18 protein-coding genes are annotated in these 23,860 nt (G+C 63.4%); 9 read left to right on the top strand and 9 right to left on the bottom strand.

Going from position 1 to position 23,860, the window contains the following annotated elements; genetic code table 11:
* The first annotated feature begins 15 nt into the window (after positions 1 to 15).
* Both AC1D14_RS13000 and AC1D14_RS12995 read left to right on the top strand, forming a co-directional pair.
* Entirely contained in the window at positions 16 to 318 is a 303-nt protein-coding gene (locus AC1D14_RS13000; RefSeq protein WP_230117282.1) for a DUF4193 domain-containing protein, read from the top strand.
* Between the two features lie 57 nt (positions 319 to 375).
* Positions 376 to 1,131: a lytic transglycosylase domain-containing protein gene (locus AC1D14_RS12995; protein ID WP_230117281.1), complete on the top strand. Its 756-nt coding sequence runs from the start codon at positions 376 to 378 to the stop codon at positions 1,129 to 1,131.
* A 294-nt stretch (positions 1,132 to 1,425) separates the two neighbouring features.
* Here the strand turns inward: AC1D14_RS12995 and AC1D14_RS12990 are convergent, their stop codons facing one another.
* On the bottom strand, positions 1,426 to 2,049 hold the full coding sequence (locus AC1D14_RS12990; protein ID WP_230117280.1) for a PAS and ANTAR domain-containing protein: 624 nt from the start codon (positions 2,047 to 2,049) through the stop codon (positions 1,426 to 1,428).
* 219 nt (positions 2,050 to 2,268) lie between these two features.
* On the opposite strand from AC1D14_RS12990, the gene AC1D14_RS12985 reads away from it, so the two are divergent.
* The 4 genes from AC1D14_RS12985 (at position 2,269) to ggt (ending at position 7,373) form a co-directional block, all read left to right on the top strand.
* On the top strand, positions 2,269 to 2,661 hold the full coding sequence (locus tag AC1D14_RS12985) for a VOC family protein (protein WP_230117279.1): 393 nt from the start codon (positions 2,269 to 2,271) through the stop codon (positions 2,659 to 2,661).
* 234 nt (positions 2,662 to 2,895) lie between these two features.
* Positions 2,896 to 4,035 (top strand): acyltransferase family protein, encoded by a 1,140-nt coding sequence (locus tag AC1D14_RS12980; RefSeq protein WP_476968606.1) that lies wholly within the window; start codon positions 2,896 to 2,898, stop codon positions 4,033 to 4,035.
* 127 nt (positions 4,036 to 4,162) lie between these two features.
* A complete protein-coding gene (locus AC1D14_RS12975; RefSeq protein WP_230117321.1) occupies positions 4,163 to 5,437 on the top strand; it encodes an MFS transporter in 1,275 nt (424 codons plus the stop codon).
* A gap of 109 nt (positions 5,438 to 5,546) precedes the next feature.
* On the top strand, positions 5,547 to 7,373 hold the full coding sequence (gene ggt, locus AC1D14_RS12970; protein WP_476881791.1) for a gamma-glutamyltransferase: 1,827 nt from the start codon (positions 5,547 to 5,549) through the stop codon (positions 7,371 to 7,373).
* A gap of 56 nt (positions 7,374 to 7,429) precedes the next feature.
* Here ggt and AC1D14_RS12965 read toward each other — a convergent pair whose 3' ends face one another.
* Positions 7,430 to 8,065: a LysE family translocator gene (locus AC1D14_RS12965; protein ID WP_476968605.1), complete on the bottom strand. Its 636-nt coding sequence runs from the start codon at positions 8,063 to 8,065 to the stop codon at positions 7,430 to 7,432.
* A 314-nt stretch (positions 8,066 to 8,379) separates the two neighbouring features.
* Between AC1D14_RS12965 and AC1D14_RS12960 the strand changes: the two genes are divergently transcribed.
* Positions 8,380 to 10,074: a multicopper oxidase family protein gene (locus tag AC1D14_RS12960; protein WP_476881793.1), complete on the top strand. Its 1,695-nt coding sequence runs from the start codon at positions 8,380 to 8,382 to the stop codon at positions 10,072 to 10,074.
* A 74-nt stretch (positions 10,075 to 10,148) separates the two neighbouring features.
* Here the strand turns inward: AC1D14_RS12960 and AC1D14_RS12955 are convergent, their stop codons facing one another.
* The 6 genes from AC1D14_RS12955 to AC1D14_RS12930 all read right to left on the bottom strand — a co-directional run bounded on the left by AC1D14_RS12955 (position 10,149) and on the right by AC1D14_RS12930 (position 20,014).
* Positions 10,149 to 13,361, bottom strand: coding sequence for an efflux RND transporter permease subunit (locus tag AC1D14_RS12955; RefSeq protein WP_290369709.1), 3,213 nt, complete (start codon positions 13,359 to 13,361; stop codon positions 10,149 to 10,151).
* 1 nt (position 13,362) lies between these two features.
* Complete coding sequence (locus AC1D14_RS12950) at positions 13,363 to 13,722, bottom strand: hypothetical protein (RefSeq protein WP_476881794.1); 360 nt, start codon at positions 13,720 to 13,722, stop codon at positions 13,363 to 13,365.
* 92 nt (positions 13,723 to 13,814) lie between these two features.
* Positions 13,815 to 16,967: an efflux RND transporter permease subunit gene (locus AC1D14_RS12945; RefSeq protein WP_476968622.1), complete on the bottom strand. Its 3,153-nt coding sequence runs from the start codon at positions 16,965 to 16,967 to the stop codon at positions 13,815 to 13,817.
* Between the two features lie 374 nt (positions 16,968 to 17,341).
* On the bottom strand, positions 17,342 to 17,482 hold the full coding sequence (locus AC1D14_RS12940; RefSeq protein WP_230117273.1) for a hypothetical protein: 141 nt from the start codon (positions 17,480 to 17,482) through the stop codon (positions 17,342 to 17,344).
* Positions 17,483 to 17,831: 349 nt separating this feature from the next.
* Positions 17,832 to 18,839 (bottom strand): sugar phosphate isomerase/epimerase family protein, encoded by a 1,008-nt coding sequence (locus AC1D14_RS12935; RefSeq protein WP_476881795.1) that lies wholly within the window; start codon positions 18,837 to 18,839, stop codon positions 17,832 to 17,834.
* Positions 18,836 to 20,014, bottom strand: a complete 1,179-nt coding sequence (locus tag AC1D14_RS12930) for a Gfo/Idh/MocA family protein (RefSeq protein WP_476881796.1) — start codon at positions 20,012 to 20,014, stop codon at positions 18,836 to 18,838. The genes AC1D14_RS12935 and AC1D14_RS12930 overlap by 4 nt, the downstream gene beginning before the upstream one ends.
* Before the next feature lie 153 nt (positions 20,015 to 20,167).
* Here AC1D14_RS12930 and AC1D14_RS12925 point away from each other — a divergent pair, with 153 nt between their 5' ends.
* On the top strand, positions 20,168 to 21,178 hold the full coding sequence (locus tag AC1D14_RS12925) for a LacI family DNA-binding transcriptional regulator (RefSeq protein ID WP_230117270.1): 1,011 nt from the start codon (positions 20,168 to 20,170) through the stop codon (positions 21,176 to 21,178).
* 61 nt (positions 21,179 to 21,239) lie between these two features.
* Here the strand turns inward: AC1D14_RS12925 and AC1D14_RS12920 are convergent, their stop codons facing one another.
* A complete protein-coding gene (locus AC1D14_RS12920; protein ID WP_476968604.1) occupies positions 21,240 to 22,166 on the bottom strand; it encodes an AraC family transcriptional regulator in 927 nt (308 codons plus the stop codon).
* Positions 22,167 to 22,441: 275 nt separating this feature from the next.
* Between AC1D14_RS12920 and AC1D14_RS12915 the strand changes: the two genes are divergently transcribed.
* Positions 22,442 to 23,791, top strand: coding sequence for an ABC transporter substrate-binding protein (locus AC1D14_RS12915; RefSeq protein WP_476968603.1), 1,350 nt, complete (start codon positions 22,442 to 22,444; stop codon positions 23,789 to 23,791).
* The last annotated feature ends 69 nt before the right edge of the window (positions 23,792 to 23,860 follow it).

The following is a 23,860-nucleotide window of genomic DNA, read 5'->3' as shown; positions in this document are numbered from 1 at the left end:
AAGAGAATGAACCAAGTGGCAACCGATTACGACGAAGTACGATCCGACGTCAAAGAATCTCAGGACAACTCCCTGGAGGCGCTTCAGTCCGCGAACGCCCCGGACGCCCGCAGCGTCGTCCGCGAGCTGGACGAGGCTGACGCCTTGGACGACGCCGTCACCCCGGGCGGAGAGTTCGTCGCCGAGGAACTGGTCGTCCAAGTCGTACCCCAGGCGCAGGACGAATTCACCTGCTACTCCTGTTTCCTGGTCCGGCACCGCTCCCAAATCGCACGCGAGAAGGACGGCCACGCTTACTGCACCGAATGTGAAGGCTAGGCAATGCCGCGGATCGGGCTGCCGGCGCGGTCTTCAGCACTCCGGTATGGGTAGCCCGTGCTCCGTCTGAAGCGACTTGCAGTTTTCAGCGTTTTCGCATTCTGCCTCGCTTCCGGATTCTCCTTCTGGGCGCTCCGCGTGTTCGGCGGGGAGACCGCCCAGGCACAGCCCGCACCGCCACAATCAGAGGCGAAACTCGAGGTGCTGTCCACGAACAGCACTCCTGCCGTCAACATCACCAAGAGCACGATTGACGCCCAGTGGCTCGCCCGGACTGCGGCGGAAACCGGAATACCGGCCCGGGCCCTTCAGGCCTATGCGGCTGCCGCCAGCGGTGCCAACACCACTGCCCCGACGTGCGGGATCGGCTGGAATACGGTGGCAGCCATCGGATTCGTCGAGTCCGCGCACGGAAGTCACGGAGGCGGACGTTTGACGACCACCGGGCAGGCGAGCCGGCCCATTATTGGTCCCAGCCTCAACGGCGATGGTTTCGCCGCCATCGCCGACACAGACGCCGGCGTCCTGGACGGCGACGCTCTCTGGGACCATGCCGTCGGACCGATGCAGTTCATTCCCTCCACCTGGCAGCTGGCAGGGCGCGACGGGAACGGAGACGGCGAAGCCGACCCCCTGAACATCGACGACGCCGCCCTGACTGCCGCTTCGTACCTCTGCGCCGGCGGCCGTGACCTCACCACCGGCCAAGGCTGGACAGACGCCGTCCTCTCTTACAACCAGTCGGATGCCTACGTGCGCCAAGTGAGGGAGCAGGCCAACGCATACGCCACACGGTCGGACCCCCCTAGATGAACCTTGGAGTCATCCCCTCCATTCGGGGCAGTACCGAGACCACCCTCCGTGCTCGGCTCCGCGCTTATCCCAAGATGCACCCGTAAGACTGTGAGTGTCCTGGAGTTGAAGGTACCGCGACCGGAGAACCCCAGAACAGCCGGGTCCGGCGCACTCCCCCCAGTTGCACCGGACCCGGCATCCAAGGACCCGCGCCAGGCTGGGTGGCATGGCGGGCAGCTGGATCGCAGTGGCCGAGAAGATGCCGGTCCTTTCAGTGAGACGTGGTCATCGACGGGCGGTGGGGCTTTCCATCTACGACGGGATGCCCCACCGACGCAGTGTCCGCAGCAGAGCTCCGTGGCCGGCGGCTTGGGTGAGTTCGGATGCGACGGCGGCGAGCTTGGTGTTGGTGTGCTGGCTTCGGGTCGCAAGGATGGAGAAGGCCTTGTCCGACTGGACGTCCAGCAGGCCCATGATGATTCCTTTCGCCTGTTCTATGACAGCCCTGCTGGCGTAGGCGCCGGCGACAGCTGCGCTGGCTGCACGTCCTGCTTCCGCATCCACCGACCTGGTCAGGTCGATCGTGACTCCGTGAATCGGCGTGATCGGCTCACGGCCTTCATATGCTTGTGCCACGGTGAGAACACGGTGCTCGTTCCCCGTGCTGTCGAGGATCCGGTGGAAGGTCGCGCCCTGACCGCCGTAGGAAGAGATGTCCGAGATCAGCCGGCGGACAGGCTCGCGGTCCTCCGCATGTGTGTGCGCCAGGGCCAGCTCGACGGTGGGGACAATCTCCCCGCGCGTGTAGCCGTGGATGGCATACAGGCCGTCAGTCCAGTCGCAGCGCCCGGTGGACACGTCCAGGACGAACGTTCCCGACGGGCATTCGCTCCCTGGTCCGAGTGAAAAGGAGTAGGTCTCCCGTTTGTGCTCCATGCCGACTCTCCAATAGGTGATGGAACCGCCGGGCCCCTGCAGAGGACGGAGGGCCCGGCGCCTGGTCGATCAGTTCATGGGGTGCGCTTCCCGACCAGATACTGAGAGTCTGGTGGGAGGAACCTAGAGATAACCGGTAAACCTTGGAGGCCGCCCTGCCGACAGTTCCCGCCGCGTGATCATCGCCCCTGCGTGGCAGTCTCGGGTACTGTGAGGCTCATGGAGATGAGCCTCGAGGTCGTACAAGTACCGGTTACTGACGTGGACAAAGCTAAGTCGTTCTACACAGACCAGCTCGGTTTCGCCCTGGACCACGATGTTGAATACATACCCGGCATCAGGGTTGTCCAGCTCACGCCACCCGGCTCCGCCACGTCCATAGTCATCGGCACGGGAATGACCAGCATGGCCGCAGGCAGCCTGGAAGGCCTGCAGCTCGTGGTCGCCGATATGGAATCGACACGGGCTGAGCTACTCCGGCGGGGAGCGGTAATCAGCGACGTTCAGGACATGGGCGGTATCGCCTTCGCGTTCTTCAGTGACCCTGATGGCAACCGCTGGGTCATTCAGGAAAAGACGCCGCCGGACGTTAAGGAAGCCTTCCAGCGCTAGGCGCAGGGTTCTTACGTGGCGACGACGGCCGCCTTGGACTCCACCGAAGACCGCTGCGTGCGCAGCCATAGTCGATGACTTGACGGGGGTCAGGGTTCGTCCAGCGACATCGGGGATACTTGGAAGAGGCGCGGGACTGGCGTCTTCAATCACAGTCACGTCAGGAGACAGGGTCGGATGGTGCCTCGGTCCGGCTGAAGGTGGAACCGGCAGGCTAGAGGCTCCGGAGGTTATATGACGTTGCTACGTGGAGGAACGGCCGCGGCGGCCACCCAGCGAGGTGCAGAGCGCCCGAGGCTGGAGGGCCTGGACGTTCTTCGCGGTGCCGCAGTTGGTGCCGTTCTGTTTGGACACTCGTGGCCCGGTGTGTTTGAAGGTGCCGGCATCGTCGGTGTCATTGTCTTCTTCGTGCTGAGCGGCTACCTGATCACGGGCGTGCTGGTCAGGGATGTCGAACGGCATCGCAAAATCCGTTACGGCCGCTTTTACGCACACCGGGCCTTCCGCCTGTTGCCGGCGCTCATAGCCTTCCTGAGCGTCTACGCCATCGTGGAACTCACGGCAGACGTGCTTGGGGACCGGTCCAAAGGAATCATCGGCTATACCCTCCTCACCGGTTTCGGCTATCTCAAGGACTTACCGCTGCCCTTCGATGTCAGCATGGCCATCGGACCGCTTTGGACGCTGGCCGTGGAAGAACAGTTCTATCTGGTCTGGCCGGCTCTGCTGGTGTTCGCCCTGCGGCGTAACCGCCAGGGCCGGCTGATTGGCTGGTCTGCCGCCGTCGTCGTTTCCGTCATGACGGCGAGTGTGCTGGCGATGCTGGTCCTGGCTCCGCAGCTTCACTCCTTGGTCTACGCGCTGCCGACGACGTGGGGTCTCGGGCTTATCGTTGGTTCGGCGCTGCGCCTGTACAGGGTGCATGTCTTTCGCTGGTTCTCCGGCCGCAGGCTCAGGCTGGCGGCCCTGCCCGTCGCGGTCCTTGTCCTGGCGCTGCTGATGTTCTTCTCCAAGGCCAACGAAACGCCAGCCTTCTTCTTCGTCGGGGGCCCGCTGGCCATGGCCGGCGCGGCCGTCCTCGTGGTGCTGGCCGCCTCCCGTACCCGTGCGATGCCGACGTGGACGCGCGCATTGCAAGGGCTGGGCACAGTTTCCTACGCCGCGTACCTGTGGAACTATGTCGTCATTCTCTGGCTCAATGGCGGATCGACAGCCAACCTCCCGCCGTTGGTGGCTGTGTCGGCGATCCTGCTGACCCTGCTGCTCGCGGTCGTCAGCTGGCACACCGTCGAAAGGCTGGGACGCATCGCGCGAGATCGCTTCGACAGCCACTATCCGGACAGCTGCGGCGGCGTCGAGGACCGACTCGGCTAGGACCGAGGCCTTGGACTGGACGAGCACCACCATCGCCCCTGCGCTTGCATCCGCTCTGGCGGGCTCCGACAATCGAGACGAGAATGGATTCGTGCTCCCCCCTCGTCCTGGCGGGGACGGCGACGCGATGAACGCCGGCGCCCGCAAGACTCAGCGCGTCTACCTCACGCTGACGCTGGGCAACACCCTTGCGGCCTCCTTCATCTGGGGAATCAACACGCTTTTCCTGCTGGATGCAGGACTTAGCAACCTCGAAGCCTTTGCCGCCAACGCCTTTTTCACAGCTGGCATGGTGCTGTTCGAGGTGCCCACCGGCGTGGTTGCCGATGGGTGGGGGCGACGCGTTTCATTCCTGCTCGGCACGGTGACACTGGCCATCTCGACCTACCTGTACTACCTGCTCTGGCAGGTCTCCGCCCCATTCTGGTGGTGGGCTGTGGTGTCGGTCCTGCTAGGCCTGGGCTTCACGTTCTTTTCGGGTGCGGTCGAGGCCTGGCTCGTCGACGCGTTGCGCTTCTCAGGGTACGAAGGCGGGCTGGAGACGGTGCTTGGGCGCGGGCAGATGGTGTCGGGGGTCGCGATGCTCGCCGGTTCGGTGGCAGGCGGTGTGATCGCGCAGGCCACCAACCTGGGCGTGCCGTTTCTGCTGCGCGTGGGGGTGCTGGCGGCCATGTTCGCCGTGGCCTTTTGGCTCATGCACGATATCGGGTTCACGCCCGAACGCTCGACCCATCCTCTCCAGGCCACCCGTGCCGTGCTCTCCGCCTCGATTGAAAGCGGTCTAAAGAATCCCCCAGTGCGTTACGTGATGCTGGCCGCGCCGTTCAGCGCCGGCGTCGGTATCTACGTGTTCTACGCCCTCCAGCCGTTCCTGCTTGAGCTCTTCGGCGACCCGCACGCGTACTCCGTGGCGGGTCTGGCGGCGGCAATCGTGGCTGGAGGGCAGGTACTAGGCGGTTGGATGGCGCCCCACATCCGCCGCCTCGTGCGCAAACGCACGACCGTTCTGATTCTGAGCAGCATCCTTGGCGCATTGATTCTGGTCGTGCTCGGGTTCACCCAGGTGTTCTGGGTCGCCCTGGCGCTGTTGGCACTTTGGGCTGTGGTCGCCTCGGCGGGCACGCCGGTGCGGCAGGCCTACCTGAACGACATGATCGCCTCGAAGCAGCGGGCAACGGTACTTAGCTTCGACTCGCTCATGGGATCAAGCGGCGGCGTGGTGGTGCAGCCGCTGCTCGGCCGGGCGGCAGATGTGTACGGCTACGCCGCCTCGTTGGCGATCGGCGGCGTTGTCGAGTTGATCGCGGTGCCGTTCCTGCTGGCGAGCCGTCAGCAGCATCCCCAGGCCGACCAGTCCGCAGACTCGACCAGCGCGTCGACAGCGGAATCCCCGCCGTCGTAGAACCTCGGAAGTTGCCAGTTCCGCGGCCCACCGCGGTGTTGAGTGTCACTCCCCGGCGGAGTAGCGTTGCAGTACCGTCAACTCGCATCACCCTGACTTGGGAGACACCATGCCCTATGTGAGCCGTCGACTGGCTGCCCTCACGGCGGCCTTGGCAATGACAGTGACAAGCGGCGCCGTCACCAGCCCCGCGTTCGCCGATCCGCGGCAGACCGACAAGACCGCGACCGCCACCGGGTACGGCGGCGCGGTGAGCACCGTGGACCCGGAGGCATCTGCCGCGGCGATCGAGGTCCTCCGCGAGGGCGGCAACGCGGCGGACGCCGCCGTCGCAGCCGCCGCGACGCTTGGCGTGACCGAGCCCTACAGCGCCGGGATCGGCGGGGGCGGCTACTTCGTGTTCTACAACGCCAAGACCGGCCGTGTGGGCACGATTGACGGCCGCGAGACCGCACCGGCAGCGATGCCGCACAACGCGTTCATCGACCCCAAGACCGGCAAGCCCTACAATTTCACGCCCGAACTCGTCACGAGTGGCGTCTCTGTCGGCGTCCCCGGCACACCGGCCACGTGGGAGCGCGCACTCGACCGCTGGGGCACTTTGGACCTGGACGATGCCCTCAAGCCCGCCATCAAGGTCGCGACCCGCGGCTTCGTCGTCGACGACACGTTCCGCCAGCAGACTCTCGACAACAAGCTCCGCTTCAACGCGTTCACCTCGACGCGCAGCCTCTTCCTCCCCGGCGGCGACGCGCCCGCCGTCGGCAGTGTCTTCAAGAACCCCGACCTCGCCCGGACGTACCGGTTCCTCGCGGACAAGGGGATGCGGGGCTTCTACCGCGGCCCGCTCGCCGCGGAAATCGCGGCCACAGTGCAGGCTCCGCCGAAGACGGCGGCCACGAAGCTGCCCATCCCGGCCGGCCACATGACGACGGCGGATCTCGCAGCCTACCGCGCCCTAGACCAGGCGCCCACGCACGTGGAATACCGCGACCTGGACGTCTACGGCATGGCGCCGTCGAGCAGCGGAGGCACGACGGTCGGCGAGGCGCTGAACATCCTGGAGCCCTTCAACCTTGCGGGGATGTCCACGCCCGACGCCCTCCACCACTATCTCGAGGCGAGTGCACTCGCCTTCGCGGACCGCGGCAAGTATGTGGGGGACCCGGCGTTTACCGACGTTCCTACTGCCGCCCTCACTGACCCGCTTTTCGGCAAGGAGCGCGCGTGCCGGATCAACCCGAAGAAAGCGGCCGCGAAGCCCGTCGCGGCAGGTGACGTGTCCACGTACGACGGCGTGTGCCCGGCTGCCGCCGCGGCCCTCGCTGACGATAAGGACACCGAGAACATCTCGACAACCAACATGACGGTCGCCGACAAGTGGGGCAACGTGGTCGAGTACACCCTCACGATCGAGCAGACCGGCGGGTCCGGGATCGTGGTGCCCGGACGCGGATTCCTGCTCAACAACGAGCTGACCGACTTCTCGACCGTGTATGACCCGAAGGACCCGAACCGGATTGAGGCGGGAAAGCGTCCTCGCTCTTCGATGTCCCCGACCATCATCCTCGAGGACGGCGAGCCATTCCTCGCGCTCGGCTCGCCCGGCGGATCGACGATCATCACTACGGTCCTTCAGACCATCCTGAACAGGGTTGATCTGCACATGAGCATCGCCGGGGCCATCGCGGCACCGCGCGCCTCGCAGCGGAACACGGCCCAGGTTACGGCCGAGCCGCAGTTCATCACCGCCTACGGAAAGCAGCTGAAACCCTACGGTCATCAGCTCACAAAGTCTGGTGACGCGTTCACCTCGGCAGCAGAGATCGGCGCGGCGACCGCCATCGAATTCAAACCCGACGGGAGAATGGTCGCCGCGGCTGAGCCCGTTAGGCGCGGGGGCGGCTCGGCGATGGTGCTCAAACCCTCGAGGTGAGGTCCGCGCGGTACCAAGGTGAAGCCCGGACCACTCGGCGGGTTCTGGGGTCGGAGCTATCCCTTGGTGCCGGTCAGGGCCAGGGTGCCCCCGAGGCCGATCATGATCACTCCGCCGGTAGTGCTGACCGCGGCGATTCGGCGCGGCGAGCGCGCGAACCATTGCCTGGCCGTGCCGGCGGCGACGGCCCAGATGCTGTCCGAGACGAGGGCGATCGCCAGGAACGTGGCGCCGAGCATGGCGAGCTGGAGCGGGATGGCGCCCGCGGCATGGTCCACGAACTGAGGGAGTACCGCGACGAAGAACACGACCGATTTGGGGTTGGTGGCTCCCACGAGGAAGCCTTCCCGAAGGATTCGCCGGGTGGAGGCGGAACGTAATGGATCCGGCCCGGCCGACCGTCCCCGGCGTTTCCTGACCGCTTGGATGCCGAGGTAAACGAGGTATGCAGCTCCGGCCAATTTGATGACCGTGAAAAGGACCAGCGACTGCGCCAGCACCACGCCGAGGCCCAGCGCCACGGTTGCGACCTGCAGAAGTTCACCGGCGGCGTTGCCCAGGACGCTGAGCAGGCCGCCGCGCCTACCCAAAGCAAGCGACCGTCCAATGACAAACAGGACACTCGGGCCGGGGACGGCAATCAGCAGCGCGGCGACAACGGCAAAGGCCAGCAGATTCGTCACAGGGACCATGCCTGATCTTAACTCCGGGTGGCGTCACGCAACCAGCCACCATCCCTGGCGGGTGCGGGCATCAGGCGCGGAGGCAGCGACACTCTCCGTCCCGTGCCCACATGGATGCTGCCGTGCCGGTTCGTCAACGCCTCATTTGGGTTGACGCGCAGTCACGAACGCCAACGCTTCCATGCTTTTCCCAACGTGTCCGGCGAACACTTGAGTCGTTGCAACTCAGGTCTCTGCACCTCCAGGGGGAAGGCAGACTCGTGGCTTTCGGTCGCGGGCCCGCTGTATGTCAAGACATATAATCCCAATGTCTGGAGGAGACGATGACGTCTCGCAGGGAAGTACTGAGGCTGGGGGTGGTGGGCGCTGCGGCCATGACCGGGGCAGCGTCGGCTGGCGGGGCTGAGCCGGCGGCGACCACACAGGATATCAACCGGAGCCAGCTCGCACCGCAGAACACGCCAGTCCCGTATAGGGCAACCTTCCGGCGGCCGCCCGAGCTCGTGCCTTTTCAGCGGGGCTTCGACGGCGGCGACCCCAAGCGACCTTTCGAGCGCTACGCTCTCACCCAGAAGCTCGGACAGGCTCACATGCTGCCGGGCCTCACCAGCACTGTGGCCGGGTACAACGGAATCTTCCCGGGTCCCACCATCCGGGCCAAGCAGGGCACCCGGATCGAGGTGCGGATCCGCAATGCGTTCCCGCAGCAGGGGCTGCTCCAACCGGGGACATTCAGCACCTCCACGCACCTGCACGGCTCGGCTTCCCTGCCCCAGTACGACGGCTATGCGAATGACATCACCGTTCCCGGTTTCTTCAAGAATTACCACTATCCCAACAGGCAGGCGGCCCGCACGCTTTGGTACCACGACCACAAGCACCACATCACTGCCCAGAATGTGTATTCAGGACTGGCCGCGTTCTACCCGCTGACGGACCGTTTTGAGCGGGCGCAGCTGCCGCAAGGTGAGTTCGACGTGCCGCTGATGCTTTCCGACGCACTGTTCCAGTCGGACGGCTCGCTCGGGTACAACGACAACGGCCAAACGGGGCTGTGGGGTGACGTAATCCTGGTCAACGGGGTGCCGTGGCCGACCATGAAGGTCAAGCCGCGCATTTACCGTTTCCGCGTGCTCGACGCATCGATCTCACGCTCCTACCGGCCGACCCTCTCCAACGGTGAACCCGTCCACATCGTTGCCACCGATGCCGGCATGACGCCGGTGGTCCAGGCCGTTGCGTCATGGCGAATGGGTACTGCGGAGCGCACCGAAATCCTGATCGACTTCCGCAAGTACAGGCCCGGGCAGACGGTTGACCTGCGCAACCTCAGCAACAAGAACAACATCGACTTTGCCAACACGGGCAAGATCATGCGGTTCCAGGTGGTGGCCGATTCGGGCTCCCGGGCAGGGTCCATCTCGTCCATCCCGTCGAGGCTCGACGGCGGGGGGTCACCCACCGCGTCCCGGGGCGGCATCGACACGATGAGCCTGACCCCGCAGATGGCCACGGTGAAGAGGCAGCTCAGGTTCGAGCGCCAGAACGGCCAGTGGAGCATCAACGGGGTCCTGTGGGACGACGTGGAAAGGTCCGGATTCACCAAGTTGTTCGGCAACCCGCAGCCCTTCGCCGTCGAGCAATGGACCATCATTAACCAATCCGGAGGATGGTTCCACCCGGTACACATCCATCTGATTGACGCCAAAATCATCGCCCGCAACACCAACGGCGGCAAACCCTTCGCCTGGGAAGGCGGCCCCAAGGACGTCTTCTACGCCGGCGAGAACGAGTCCATCACCACGCTGATGCAGTTCGACGCCACCGCGCAGGAGGGAGGGCGGTACATGATCCACTGCCACAACCTGGTACACGAGGACCACGACATGATGTTTCAGTACGCGGTGGCTAATTTGCGGACCAACGACCCAATCACCGCTGACCCGCCCAAGCATGACCCCCTGCCCGCGAACGCCTTCCCACCGGTGTACCGGCCGCTTTTTCCTGCAGGGACATGAGTTAAATCCATGACTGGGAGTTCGCTCCCGCGTCCGGAGTGGTCTGAGTTGACCACTCCGTACGCCGGGATGCACTAACCGGACGTGCCGGGTTGATCTGGATTCTCCACACCGACAGTAGCTACGCGTCGGGACCTCAGGAAGGGCAGCGCCGACACCTTCGTTCCGTCCCGCCGGGTGCCACCGTGGCTTGGCCGTGCCTTGGCGAAGCGGAGATAAAGGGATGGAACGATGAACAGGTTGAGGAGGGTGGAGGTAAGGAGGCCGCCAAGGATGACGACGGCCATGGGATGTTCGATTTCGTGGCCGGGGATGTTGCCCATGACGACCAGGGGCACCAGTGCCAACCCGGTGGCGAGGGTGGTCATGAGGATCGGTGAGAGTCTTTCTCCTGCGCCGCGCAGCACGAGCGCCCGGCTGAATGCTTCGCCCTCGTTCCGTTCCAGATGCTGGCAGTGGCTGATGAGCAGGATGCCGTTTCGCGCTGCGATGCCCATCACGGTAAGGAAGCCAACGAGCGATCCGAGTGAGAGGACACCGCCCGTGAAGTATGCGGCGAACACTCCGCCGACGAGCGCTATTGGAAGGGTCAGAAGGGCGAGTACGGCCAGCCGCCAGCTCCGGAAGGAGGTCTGCAGAAACAGGAGGATCAGCAGGATCGCGGCGATGGCGAAAATCGTCAGTCGTTCGGTGGCCGCCTGTCGTTCAGTGTATTCACCGAGCAGCTGGATGCTGTAGCCGGCCGGCAGGTCAAGGCCCTGCAGGCGGTCCTGCAACTGGGTGACGACCTGTCCCAGGTCTGCTCCGCTGTCGATGAATGATCCGACCTCGACCCGGCGGGATCCGTTGGTGCGGTCGATGAGGTTCGGGGTCGGCTGCACGCTGACCGCTGCGACGTCGGCCAGTCGGACGTGCGACCCGGCAGGTGTATCGATCGGGAGGTCCTGAATGCTGGTGACGCTGGCGCGGGTTTCGGGGGTGCTCCAGACCTGGACGTCGTAGGCCCTGCCATCCCGGAAGACGTCGCCGACTTCCTCTCCGGCTACGAGGGTCGCGGCCGCGCGTCTGACGTCGCCGGGTTTCAGGCCGTACTTCTTGGCTGCTTCGAGATTTACCTTGACGGTAATCTGCGGAACTTCGACTTCCAGGGAGACATGGGGTTCGTCGGTTCCCTGAATTCCGTCCATCAGCTCCTTGATCTTTTGGGCTTGTTCGCGCAGCACGTTGAGGTCATCGCCATAGACACGGACGAGGATGGGTTCGCTGGCGCCGGTGATGACCTCTTCGATTCTCTCCTTCAGATATGTCTGCACGTCACGGTGAAGGCCAGGGTAACCGTCAACAACTTCTTGGACTGCTGCAACCGTCTTTTCATAGTCGGCGTGGCGGTCGATGCTGATCCAGTTTTCACCGGCGTTGACGCCGACTATTTCGTCTGCCTGGAATGCCTGTCCAATGTGTGATCCACAATTAAGCACCCCGGGTACTTTAAGCAATGCATCGCAGCCCCTTTGAGCGATCCGGTATTCCTCTGCCACCGAGGTGCCGGGCTCGGCGACCCAGTGCATCAGGAAGTCCCGTTCCTTGAATGTGGGGAACAAGGACTGGCCCAGCAAGGGAGCGATCGCCAGTCCCGTGAGCGCCAGGGCACCGAAACCCGCATAGCCGTAGCGGGGCCGGTTCATGATCCGGGACAGGACCGTGTGGTATCCGCGCTTGAGTACGCGGACCAGCGGCGGTTCGCGCTCCTCTAGTTTGGCCCTGCCCAACAGAATCAGGGCCAGCGCCGGGGTGACAGTCAGCGCGACCAGCATTGAAGCCAGGACCGCGAGTGTGTAGGAGACGGCCAGCGGCCTGAAGAAGACGCCGGTCAGTCCGTTCAGGAAGAAGATGGGTAGGGAAGCCACAACAATGATCAAGGTTGCGTAGACAATGGGACTGCGCATTTCAAGCGAGGCTTTCAGGACCACGGAAGCCGTTGGTTCGTCGCTGCCGCGGGCGCGGTGCTGTCGTAGCCGGCGCATGATGTTTTCGACGTCGATGATCGCGTCGTCGACGACAACTCCGACGGCGATGACCAGCCCGGCGAGGACCATGGTGTTGATCGCACTGGCTGTGAAGTAGAGGACGAGTGCCGCCGTCAGCAAGGAGAGGGGAATGGCGACAAGGCTGATCAGGGCGGTGCGCCATTGGAAGAGGAACGCGCTGAGAATCATCACCACCAACAGACAGCCAAGGAGCAGGGCGAGGCTGAGGTTGGAAATAGCCTCCTCGATAAAGCTCGCCGGCCGGAAGATGGTGGTGTCAAAGCTGATGCCGCTCATGCCTGGTTGGAGCTCGTGAAGGGCTTCCTCGACTCCCTTGGTCACATCCAGGGTGTTCCCCCAGGGAAGCTTTTCGACGATGAGCATGAGTCCGTGGCCGTTGTTGATGACGGCGTCACCGATAAGCGGCTGGTGATCTTCGACGACCCGGGCAACATCACTCAGGTGCAGCGCGACGCCGTCCTTCTCGCGGATGGTGATCCGGGCCAGATCAGCGGGGCTGGTGATCGGCTGGACATGCCGGACGCTCATCCGCTGATTTGGGGTGCCGACGAAGCCGCCCGTCCCGATGAATTTCCCGGGGGAGTATTGGAGCAGCCCCGCGTCCACGGCCCCCGCAGTGACTTCCATGACTTGGTTGAGAGTGACTTTTTCGGCCTTGAGCCGCTCCGGTTGGACCTGGACCTGGAGCATCTGGAGTCGTTCGCCCCAGATGGCGACGTTGGCTACGCCCGGGACCCGGAGTATCCGCGCCCGGATGTCCCAGTAAGAGAGCATGGACATTTCGATCAAGGACCGGCTGGAGGAGGTCATGCCGATTTTCATGACGCGGCTCGTCGAAGAAAGCGGCTGCAGCATTACCGGGGGGGCGGCCCATGTCGGCAGCGCTGAGGTCACCGCGGCCATGCGCTCGGCTACCAGTTGGCGCGCGTTGAGCAGGTCGGTGCCCTGTTTGAAGACCAGCAGAATCGAGGACAGCTGGGGCACGGATTTCGACCGCAGTTCGTCCAGGCCGGGCATGCCGCTGAGGGAGGCCTCGATGGGCACGCTGACCAGTTCTTCAACTTCTTGCGCGGTCAAACCCAGGCAGGCAGTCTGAATTTCGACACGTGGAGGCGCGAATTCAGGAAAGACATCTATGGACGCTCCGCTTAGCTGGAGGGAACCCAGCAGCATGATGACGCTGGCCAAGGCAACGACTATTGTCCTGAATTTGAGGCTGATTCCTATGATCCACCTCATGCTAGTGGGCCGTATCCAACTCTGCGCCGAACAGTTCCTCGGCTCCCAAGGTGACTACGGTAGTGCCGGGCGCCGGGCCGTCAGCCAGCCGGGCGATCTGCCCGTCGATGCGCTCGACGGTCACGGAGCCGCGAACGTAGACCAGGGGCTCGGGATTCGTGTAGACCCAGGTCTTTCCCTGGCTGTCATACAGGATCGCCTCGTAGGGGACACTGAGCTTCTTGCTCTTCGGGTCGGCACTCACCGTGCTCGTCTCCAGCCCGATGTTCCTGACGGCTTGCTCAGTCAGAGTGACCTTGCTGAGGTCTGTTCCCGGCACAGTTTCCAGGCGCGCAGCGGCGTCCCCGGTCGCAGTCTCCACCGGCGGCTGGCTGCAGCCCGGCAAACATAATGCCACGAGGACCAAGATGATCAGAACGAAAAGGCTGCGCTCACGAGGAGCATTTAATGGACTCATGATGCATTCCGGCTTTCAGGCCTCGACAGGGGGTTGCCGTTGATCCGGCGGCTCACTGCGCGATCAGGCGCGAAGCGTAGCAGCACGGCGGGCAGGACAAAGAGAACGAAGAGCGTCGTTGTCAGCAGCCCGCCCCAGATGATGACGGCTAGCGGCAGCATGATCTCCGCGCCGGTCGTACCACCGAACAGAACCAGCGGAAGGACAGCCAGACCCGTCATCAAGGCAGACCCGAGGGTCGGCCGTAGCCGGTCCCGCGCTGCCCGGACGACCAGTTCAGCCCCCGTGGCGGTCTCGCGCCCGGACTGAAGTTGTCGGACCCTGGCTGCGAGAAGAAGAGAGCTCCGGGCCGCAATTCCGAGGACTGCCGAGAATGCGACGAGCGAAATCAAGGAGTTGATCCCGCCGGCAGCGAAGGCCGCAAGGACGCCTCCGGAGAGGGAAACGATCAGTCCCAGGAAGACAGCAGCTGCGAGCCGCCACCCTCCCAGAGCTGTCTGGAGCAGGACCAGGATGCCGAAGGCAGCGATTGCCGCCAGCAGCCCCAGCCAACGGAAATTGTTTTGCTGCTGTTCGTACTGGGTGAGGATCTCGGCATGGTAGGACAGCGGGAACTGGATCTGCTGCAAGCTCCTGTTAATGTCCTGTTGCACGTCATTCAACCCGCGCCCCTGAATGTCAGCCTTCACGTCTACGCGCCGGGACGTGCCGTCGTGGAGTATCACCGCTTCGTTTCCCACAACACTGACCTTGGCTACGTCGCCCAGACGCACATGTCCGCCCTTGGGGGTATCGATCAGCAGCTCGCGGACGCTCGTCAGGCTGTTCCGGGTCGACGGCGTTCCTTTCACCACTACAGAGAAGACCTTCTGCTGTTCATAGACGTTGCCCACGTCGATGCCCTGAAGCAAAGCGGCAGCCGCACGTCGCACTTCCCCGGGTATCACGCCCGCCTTCTGTGCTGCGGCAAGATCAACCTTGACCTCGACGATTGGCTGTTCGTTGGGGGCGTCGATATGCGGATTCACTACACCAGCGGTGCGCGCGAGGATCTGCCGCACCTCCTCTGCCTTCTGACGGATGGTAGTTATGTCCACCCCGTACACCCGGACCGCGAAGCCGGAATCAGCGGCTTCCCGGATCTGGTCAATTTTCTGCTGGGTGTAGGTCGAGACTTTGGCCGTAAGACCCGGATACCCCTCGACAATCTTCTGGACCGTGTCTGCCGTGTCACGGTAGGACGCGTCCGGAGCCACCGTCACCCAAAGTTCCCCGGAACCGACGTCCCCCACCTGGTCTGAAGTAATAGCCCGTCCGACCTCTGCTCCGACGTTTGAGACTCCAGGCAGCGCCCTGAGTTCACGCACGGCCGTCTCAGTGATCCGGCTCATTTCCTGGTCCGATGTGCCCGACAAAGCGTTCCACTGAACCACCAGTGTCTTGTCCGCGAGCACCGGCACCACAGGCTGGTTCGAGGCCAGCTGCGGGGCTAGTGCAAGCCCCGCCACAGCAATCACCGCGGCAGCTACGAACACCCACCCGGTTTTGCCCGCCCCTCGCGACAGAAGACGGCCGTACCGAATACGAAGACGCTTCATCGCCGGCCCTTCCCGTCTCGGGGAGGAGCCGATCGGCAGGACGAACACCAGTGCAGCGGTAACAGTCAGCGCCAACACCATGGCGACCGCCAGAGCGAGCAGATAGGAAAGGACAAGGGGTCCGAACATCGCACCGTTCTCGCCTGGCACAAAGAGCGCCGGGATGACACTCAGTACCATAATCAACAACGAGTAGAGCAGAGGCGTGCGAACTGCCTGCAATGAACCTGCCACCAAGGCGTCACGCGCTTCTCCGGCATCGGCTCCACCGGACATCCGGTAGGCCTGGATGGTGCCACTAAGGTCTTCAGCGATATCTCCCACAATGACCGCCAAGGCGAGGATCATGCCGGCCAGGACCATAGTGTTCAACCCGGCGCCGCGCAGGGAGAGCAGCAGAGCCGCGGCGGTCAGTGACACTGGAATAGTGATCAGGCTGATGAGCGCTGTGCGCCAGGATCGGAAGAACGCGCCAAACATTGCAGCTATCAGCACTAGCGTGATCAATAGCGCGACGCCGAGGGTGCCGACCTCCTCCTGGATAAATGAAGCCTGCCGGTACACTGTGGTGTCGATCGTAACGCCGGGCAAACCGGGCTGGAGTGCGTGCAGTGTCTCATCGACGCCGCGGGTGACGTCCATCGTGTTCGTTTCCGGGAACTTCTCGATCACCAGCAGAAGTTCGGCATCCTGGCCAGGCTCCGCGTCACCGATCAACGGTTGATGATCCGTCTCGACCCGGGCGACATCCCCAAGAAGCAGTTTTCCGGACGGGCCCTGGAGACTGACTTTCCCCAGGTCCAAGGGAGTCGTTATGGGCAGGACATGCTGGACTCCGAGGCGCTGGTGCCCCGTCTCCAGGAAACCGCCTGTGCCCGGTGTCGAAGCTTCCAGGAAGGTTAAAGGGGACACCCACACGGAGTTACCGGTGGTCCGGATCACTTGGTCGAGTGTCACGCCCTTGGCCTGAAGCTTCTCGGGATCCACCAGGACCTGCAACTGCTGGTCGCGCAGGCCCCAGATGGAGACGTTTGCAACCCCGGGTACGGCCAGGAGCCCGGGCTTCATCGTCCACCGGGCCAGGACGGACATCTCGATGGCAGACATCTGCTTAGACGTGAGACGAACCATCATGACACGGCTAGTGGATGACAGTGGCTGCATCAGGACAGGAGCCGCCGAGACGTTCGGCAGGGCCCGCGCTTGGGTTAAACGCTCCGCGACGAGCTGACGCGCCCTGAAGATGTCGGTCCCGGGCTGGAAGACCATTTGGATCGAGGAAAGACCCGGAACCGACTTGGACCGGATTGCCTCCACCCAGGCCACACCGTTCAGCAAGTCGGCCTCCATGGGGGAGGTGATCAGCTGCTCAACCTCGGCAGCAGACAACCCCAGGGCTTCCGTCTGAATCTCAACCTGCGGTGGGGCGAATTCCGGGAATGCATCCACCGACATGGCTGGCAAACTTGTGAATCCAAAACCCAGGATTCCCGCTGCCAGAACGAGGACCAATAGCCGGAACTGCAGTACCCAACGGAGCACGGCGGCCATCATGACCGGCACGCTGCTGACTCTGGGGCCGGACCTTGGACAGACTTGCGGCGGCGTCTATGGTGTCGTCGGCAATCAGGCTGAACCGGACCTATGAATCGTCGTGTTTGAGCATTCAGAATTCCGCTCAAACCGGATGTGGGGAAATCCCCGCAGACTGGTGCTGTGAAACTGTAGCTGGCCACGGCGCGGCTCCTTTGCCTAAATGCCTAGCGCCCCCAGCCGTCGTCTAGGAGAATAATGGCCCTGTAGCACGCCGGCGTCAATCCCTTGGCGAGCTTGCCGATACCACAAGCGGTGAACCTTGGTCCGAGGCCCCGTGATGCCAGCAATTACTGCGGCAGTTGACGTGCCGAAGGGCTCCAGCCGATCGGCTAAGGCTCGTTGCCGCTGATCGAAAAGCCGCTGTCCCCTTCGCCGTCATCCTTGGAGACATAGGCAGTGAAGTCCGCAAGCGACATGAAGCAGTAAAAGTCACTGTAGCGGTACTTCGATTTCTCTGCTGTCGTGGCCACTTTGGCTACCTTCACTTTCACAGTCCGTTGGTTAGCTGCCTCTTTGTGCCAATATTCCGTTGCCCCGATCAAGGTTTGCGGCAGATATCTGCAATGTTTGGGCAGAACTTCGATGCTAAAAAGTGAGAAAGGAACTGACCCCCGCGGCGCGGCAGCAGTTATCGGCGCCGGCGTATTCACTGCTCGAGTTTTTTGGAGTCAACGATCGGGCGAATGACTATGCGGAACTTGATCTTGGGGATCGAAAGATCAAGCTGATCCCGACGCGATGACGCCGCCTCCGTGGACTGGTCACCCCACTGCCGAGGAGCGTTCCGCGTTAGGCCGCCGTGACGGCGGCCCAACGTTCCTACGCCGAGATGCTCAGAGCGGAGTCAGCCTCCTTCAGAACCTTGGCTGCGACTTCGAGGCCTTCGATGCGGCCGAGCTCGACGTCTTCGTGTTCGATGTTGACAAGCATGTCCGGGTCCACCTCGTGGAGGGCGCGGAGGAATTCGGTCCAATAGGCGACGTCGTGTCCCTTGCCGAGGGCAACGAAGTCCCACGCGGCCGGCTTGGGCCATTCGTTGGCCCACTCGTCGCCGCCGAGGTTGGTGCGGTTCTCTGCGGGGGACAGGCGGCGGAAGCGGTTGTCGAGGACGCCGTAGACGGCCGCTGTTGCGGTGTTGACGCGCACGTCCTTTGCCGCTGCCTGGAACACCAGGGGGCCGAGTTCGCGGATCACGGCCACGGGGTCCATTTGCTGCCAGAAAAGGTGTGAGGCGTCGAGCTCAACGCCCACGTGGGTGGCTCCGGTGAGGTCCACGAGCCTGTACACGTCAGCCGGGTTGAACACGAGGTTCTGGGGGTGCAGCTCCAAGGCGACCTTGACGTCCAGGTCGCGGGCAAGCCGGTCAGTTTCTTTCCAGAACTCTGCGGCGACGCCCCACTGGTAGTCGAGGACATCCAGCGCCGCTGAGTTCCAGGCGTTCACGATCCAGTTCGGCACGGTTGCCCCGGGCTCGCCACCCGGGAGACCGGACATCGTGACCACCCGGTCCTGTCCGAGGCGGTGGGCGAGGCGGATGGAGCGGCGGATGTCTTCGGCGTGCTTGTCCCCGATGATGCGGTTGGGGTGCAGGGGATTGCCGTTGCAGTTCAGCCCGGCGATCGCCACGCCTGTGCCTTCGAAGATGGCGAGGTAGTCATCGCGCGCTGCGTCGCTTTCGAGGATCTGGTCGAAGGTGGGGATGTGAACCGGGGGCAGGAACCCGCCAGAATTGACTTCGATACCCGTCAGTCCCAGGTCAGCGATGACTTTCAGGGCTTCGGGGAGCGGACGGTCGTGCAGGACTGCGTTGTAGACGCCGAGTTTCACAGGGTTACCTTCTTTCCGGAGCCGAGGGCCGACTCTGCGACTGCGCCGAGCAGTTCCATGTTGTGCACGCCTTCATCGAAAGTGGCGCAGCGCGGAAGGGACGAAGCCTCGTCGAGGCCTGCGACTTCATCGAGGAAGGCTCTGGCCTGGTAGCCGAAGGCATCGTTCTGGCCGAAGCCGACGCTGGGGGCGTCCATGGCGAGGCCGCCGGCGAGGTAGGGGTGTTCGGGGCCGAGGATGACCTGGCGGTAGCCGTTTTGGGATGAGGGGCCGGAGTTGAGGAAGAGTTCGATTTCAGCCGGGCGGCGCTGGTCGAACCTGGCGGCTCCGTTTTCACAGAAGACTTCGAAGATGAGGCTGTTTGCGTGCCCGGCGGCGACACGCGAGACCTCGAAACCGCCGGAGCCGTGGTCGAACTCGGCGGAGAAGGCTGCATAGTCGTCGTTTTCGACGGCCTCGTAGGTGTCGCTGACAGCGGCGTGGTCGTGTCCCATGACGGCGCCGAGGGGGAGGGGACGCTTGCCGATGGCGGTGCTGAAGCGTCCGCCGCTGATCGAGCGGATGTCGCCGCAGAGGAATTCGGCGACGTACGCCAGGTGGGAGCCGACGTCGGCCAGGGCGCCGGAACCCGGGCCGCCTTTGTAGCGCCAGCTCATCGGTGCATCGGGGCTGAAGCCGTAGTCCGTCCAGTAGCGGCCGCTGAAGTGCAGCACGTTGCCGAGGGTTCCGTTCCGTATCAGGTCGCGGATGTACGCGATACCGGGAGTGCGGCGGAAGGTGAATCCGATCCGGGCAATGGACGAAGCGTTGCGGGCTGCTTCGGCCATTGCCCGGGCATCTTCCAGGGTGTCGCTCAGCGGCTTCTCGCAGAGCACGTGCTTTCCGGCGGCGAGGAGGCCCTCGACGACTTCGCGGTGCAGCGAGTTGGCGATGACGACGCTGACGACGTCGATATCATCGGCTTCTGCGATGGCCTGCCACGACGTGTCGTTGCGTTCGTAGCCGAACCGCTGTGCTGCGATTGACCCAAACTCGGGATTGACGTCACCGATGGAGACCAGCCGGACGGGCGGAAGGACGGGGTTGTAGAGCGTGGAGGCGGTGCGGAAGGCGGCGGCGTGAGCCTTGCCGGCCATGCCTGCACCTATGACGGCGATGCCGAGATCTTTGGGCATTAACTTCTCCTTCGAAACTTAGCCGGGGCGTTGCCCGGCTCAGCCGCTACGACAGTATGGAATCAAAAATGGAGCGCTCCAGAAACACGATAGGACCGGAACTTTGTCCTGTCAATCTATCGAATGTCCTGTGTCATGGGTGACAATGGCAGGGTGACGCAGGAAACCGGTGCCAGACGCCCGAACATTTACGACGTGGCCTCCGCGGCCGGGGTATCAAAGTCTCTGGTCTCCTTGGTGCTGCGCGGTGCGCCTGGTGTCTCCCCTGCGCGGCGGGCTGCGGTTGAGGAGGCTATCGAACGGCTGAACTACCGTCCGAATCGCGCTGCCGCGACGCTGGCCGGTAACAGATCGCGCACCATTGGTGTTGTCCTTGATGATTACCGGAACCTCTGGTTCGTAGGGCTGTTGTCAGGTCTGCACGAGCAATTTGCGCCGCTGGGGTTCCGCGTTGCCGTCGCCGATCCCTCCTTCAATGCCCACCTGGACCGGACACCCGTGGATGGTCTCATGTCACTGCGTGTGGATGGCATCGTGATCGCAACCGAACCATCGGAGGAGATGTTCGCGGCTCTCGACGTTCCTGCGGTTGTCGCCGGCAACCGTGACATTCCCGTTCCGGGGGCCGACGTCGTGGCCAATGACGATCTGGTGGGGAGCCGGCTCGCCGTCGAGCACCTGGTCGGACTGGGCCACAGGGAAATCGGGCACGTCACCGGCGGCGGAGGCGCCGCCCGTTTACGCGCGCAAGGGTACGAAGCCGCCATGCGTGAGAACGGACTGCGGCCTCATATCAAGGAGGGCCAAGGACTCACAATGGAGTCCGATGGCTACCAGGCATCGCTGAAGCTGCTGGATCAGAACCCATCGCTCACAGCAATTTTTGCGGCCAACGACACCATGGCGCTCGGTGCAGCCGGCGCCGCCCGCGACAGGGGTCGGCGTATACCCGAGGACCTGTCCCTCATCGGTTACGACAATTCGCCTTTGGCGTCGGCCAACCTGCTGCGGCTCACCACGGTCGACGGCCGCAACGAGGAGGTCGGGGCCGGGGCTGCAAAGGCACTGCTGGACCGCATGAAGGATCCGTCGGCGCCGTTAAGAACAATGCTGGTGGAGCCGGAACTGGTCATTAGGGCCTCGACGGCGGCAGTTACGGTGTGACTGATAAGTTCCGCACCGGGACCGTCAGGGCTCGGTATCTCGCAGGCTCCCGTGCGGCGGCTCAGCCGCTCTGGACTCGTTGGCGGTAGTGCCGGGGAGTTTCACCGGCATCGTTGAGGAAATGCCGGTTGAAATTGGACAGGTTCGAGAAGCCCACTTCGTAGCAGATGTCGGAGATGGCTTGGTCGCTGCGCTCAAGGAGCCTCCGTGCATGGGCCAGACGGAGTTTGCGGACGAGGCCACTGAAGTTCTGGCCGGTGGCACGTTTGAAGTATTTCGAGAACGTCGGCTCGGACATTCCCACCAGCGCCGCCGCTTCGGACATCTTGACGCTGCTGGCATGATTGCTGAAAACGTATTCGAGGACTATGTCCACCACGGCCGCTGCCTGGCCATCCAGCTGGGGCCGGAACCATTCGTCGGCAAGGTAGCGTCGTTCCTCCTGCGGTGCCTGAGCAAGAATTGCAAAGAGTTCCAGGAGGTGATGAAGCCGCTCCAATCCGGAGGAGGCACCCATCGCCTCGATGGATGTCGCTGCCCTGCGGGCTGACTTCCCCAGGAATTCGATCCCGCGTGCGGACTGTTCCAGCAGGGGTTTGATCTCGGCCATTTCCGGAACAATCGAAGCTGCTTGCTCGACCCATTTTCCGTCAAACTGGATCACGGCATCGCGCCCATGGAGGACTTCTCCGGGCTCAAGGTCGCTGACCCAGTCGTGTGGCAGCCCCGCTCCCACCAGGGACACCTGACCGGCCTCAAACGTGCCGATGTGGTCTCCCACAATGAATTTTCCGGTGCCTTTCCGGATCAGGTGGATCTCGTATTCGGGATGGTAGTTCCAGCGTGCCAGCGGACTGGGATAGTCATGCTCGTGCCACCGGACCGAATGGTTCGGATCGGCCGGAATGACTTCCCGGTTGGCGCGCATGCCCAGCAGTCGTTCGGCAAGCCTTGCGGCTGCGCCGTCGCTCGGATCTGCAGCGCTCATGGTCGTTCCCCGTGCCTTCACTCTATGAAATAAGGACAGCGCCACGGGCGCCTTCCCCAAGGTTAGCCCCTACATCGAGCATCGTCTTGGGAAAATTAGTATCAGAAAGTGGCAACCAAGACGCTAGTTGTGCCCTGTCCCACAAGCCTAATGTTGAGGAACATCAGCGCGGCACATCGGATTCCCGGTCCCAGGCCTCGCTCCAGTCCGATCCTTCGACACAGCAGTTGGAGTGTGGTGACTGTGCACCCCCATGAAGAACAAAGGAGTCCTTAATGCGCTCAAAAATGCGCGCTGCCTCACTGGCCGCCGGAGCAGTTTGCCTGGTCCTGTCCGCTTCGGCCTGCTCCGGTGCCGGTGGCGGCACGGCTGCCGGTGATCAGAACAGCATTAACGTCCTGATGGTGAACAATCCGCAGATGGAGGACCTGCAGCGGCTGACGGCGGATAACTTCACCAAGGACACCGGCATCAAGGTGAACTACACGGTGTTGCCGGAAAATGATGTCCGGGCCAAGATCAGCCAGGAGTTCTCCAGCCAAGCCGGCCAGTACGATGTTGCGTCCCTCTCGAACTACGAGATCCCCTTCTATTCCGCGAACAACTGGCTGGCGCCGCTGGACAATGTCGCGAAGGATGCCCAGTTCAACCAGGGCGACATCCTTCCGGCCTACACCGCCTCCCTCACGGGCAAGGACGGCAAGCTGTACGGGGAGCCGTTTTACGGGGAGTCTTCCTTCCTGATGTACCGCAAGGACATCTTCGACGCCAAGGGCCTGACCATGCCCGAGAAGCCCACGTGGGACCAGGTTGCTGACCTCGCGGCGAAGGCGGACGGTGCGGCTGCGGGGATGAAGGGCATCTGCCTGCGCGCGCAGCCGGGCTGGGGCCAGGTCTTCGCGCCGTTGACCACGGTGGTGAACACGTTCGGCGGGACCTGGTTCGATAAGGACTGGAACGCGAAGGTCAACGCCCCCGAATTCACCGCGGCGACCGAGTTTTACACGAAGCTGGTGCGGGAGCACGGTGAGGCGGGGGCCGCGCAGGCCGGGTTCACCGAGTGCCTGAACAACATGAGCCAGTCCAAGGTCGCCATGTGGTACGACGCGACGTCCGCCGCCGGTGCCCTGGAAGCGGACGCGTCCCCGGTGAAGGGCAAGATCGGTTACGCCCAGGCCCCGGTGAAGAACACGAAGTCCTCCGGCTGGCTGTGGACCTGGTCCTGGGGTGTCCAGGCTGCGTCGAAGAAGCAGGACGCTGCCGGCAAGTTCATCGCCTGGGCCAGTTCGAAGAAGTACGAGGAACTGGTCGCCTCCAAGCTCGGCTGGGCGAAGGTCCCATCCGGCAAGCGCATCTCCACCTACGAGAACGCCGAGTTCCAAAAGGCGGCCCCGTTCTTCAAGGCCGAACGCTCAGCGATTGAGAACGCGGACCCGAAGAACCCCGGCGTGCAGGAACGCCCCGTCGTGGGCATCCAGTTCGTCGGGATCCCCGAATTCGCTGATCTGGGCACCACGGTCTCCCAGGGTGTCAGCTCCGCCATCGCCGGCCAGGGCAGTGTCTCAGACGCTCTGGCCAAGGGCCAGGACGCCGCACAAAAAATCGGCGACAAGTACAAGAAGTAACCAGTACACGAAGTAATCATCCACTAACCGGTTCCGTGGCCCGCCTGACGGGCGGGCCGCGGGACCGCA

The organism is Arthrobacter sp. P1_B11, from assembly GCF_056406715.1.
Note: the sequence above shows the minus strand (reverse complement) of the source record. Positions and strands in the feature narration are given on the sequence as shown.

Bases quoted from the DNA above. Each gene is read 5' to 3' on its own strand.
- AC1D14_RS12990 (WP_230117280.1), bottom strand. From the start codon at position 2,049: ATGGAGCACAAACGGGAGACCTACTCCTTTTCACTCGGACCAGGGAGC.
- AC1D14_RS12985 (WP_230117279.1), top strand. From the start codon at position 2,269: ATGGAGATGAGCCTCGAGGTCGTACAAGTACCGGTTACTGACGTGGAC.
- AC1D14_RS12980 (WP_476968606.1), top strand. From the start codon at position 2,896: ATGACGTTGCTACGTGGAGGAACGGCCGCGGCGGCCACCCAGCGAGGT.
- AC1D14_RS12975 (WP_230117321.1), top strand. From the start codon at position 4,163: ATGAACGCCGGCGCCCGCAAGACTCAGCGCGTCTACCTCACGCTGACG.
- ggt (WP_476881791.1), top strand. From the start codon at position 5,547: ATGCCCTATGTGAGCCGTCGACTGGCTGCCCTCACGGCGGCCTTGGCA.
- AC1D14_RS12965 (WP_476968605.1), bottom strand. From the start codon at position 8,065: ATGGTCCCTGTGACGAATCTGCTGGCCTTTGCCGTTGTCGCCGCGCTG.
- AC1D14_RS12960 (WP_476881793.1), top strand. From the start codon at position 8,380: ATGACGTCTCGCAGGGAAGTACTGAGGCTGGGGGTGGTGGGCGCTGCG.
- AC1D14_RS12955 (WP_290369709.1), bottom strand. From the start codon at position 13,361: ATGAGGTGGATCATAGGAATCAGCCTCAAATTCAGGACAATAGTCGTT.
- AC1D14_RS12945 (WP_476968622.1), bottom strand. From the start codon at position 16,967: ATGGCCGCCGTGCTCCGTTGGGTACTGCAGTTCCGGCTATTGGTCCTC.
- AC1D14_RS12930 (WP_476881796.1), bottom strand. From the start codon at position 20,014: ATGCCCAAAGATCTCGGCATCGCCGTCATAGGTGCAGGCATGGCCGGC.
- AC1D14_RS12920 (WP_476968604.1), bottom strand. From the start codon at position 22,166: ATGAGCGCTGCAGATCCGAGCGACGGCGCAGCCGCAAGGCTTGCCGAA.
- AC1D14_RS12915 (WP_476968603.1), top strand. From the start codon at position 22,442: ATGCGCTCAAAAATGCGCGCTGCCTCACTGGCCGCCGGAGCAGTTTGC.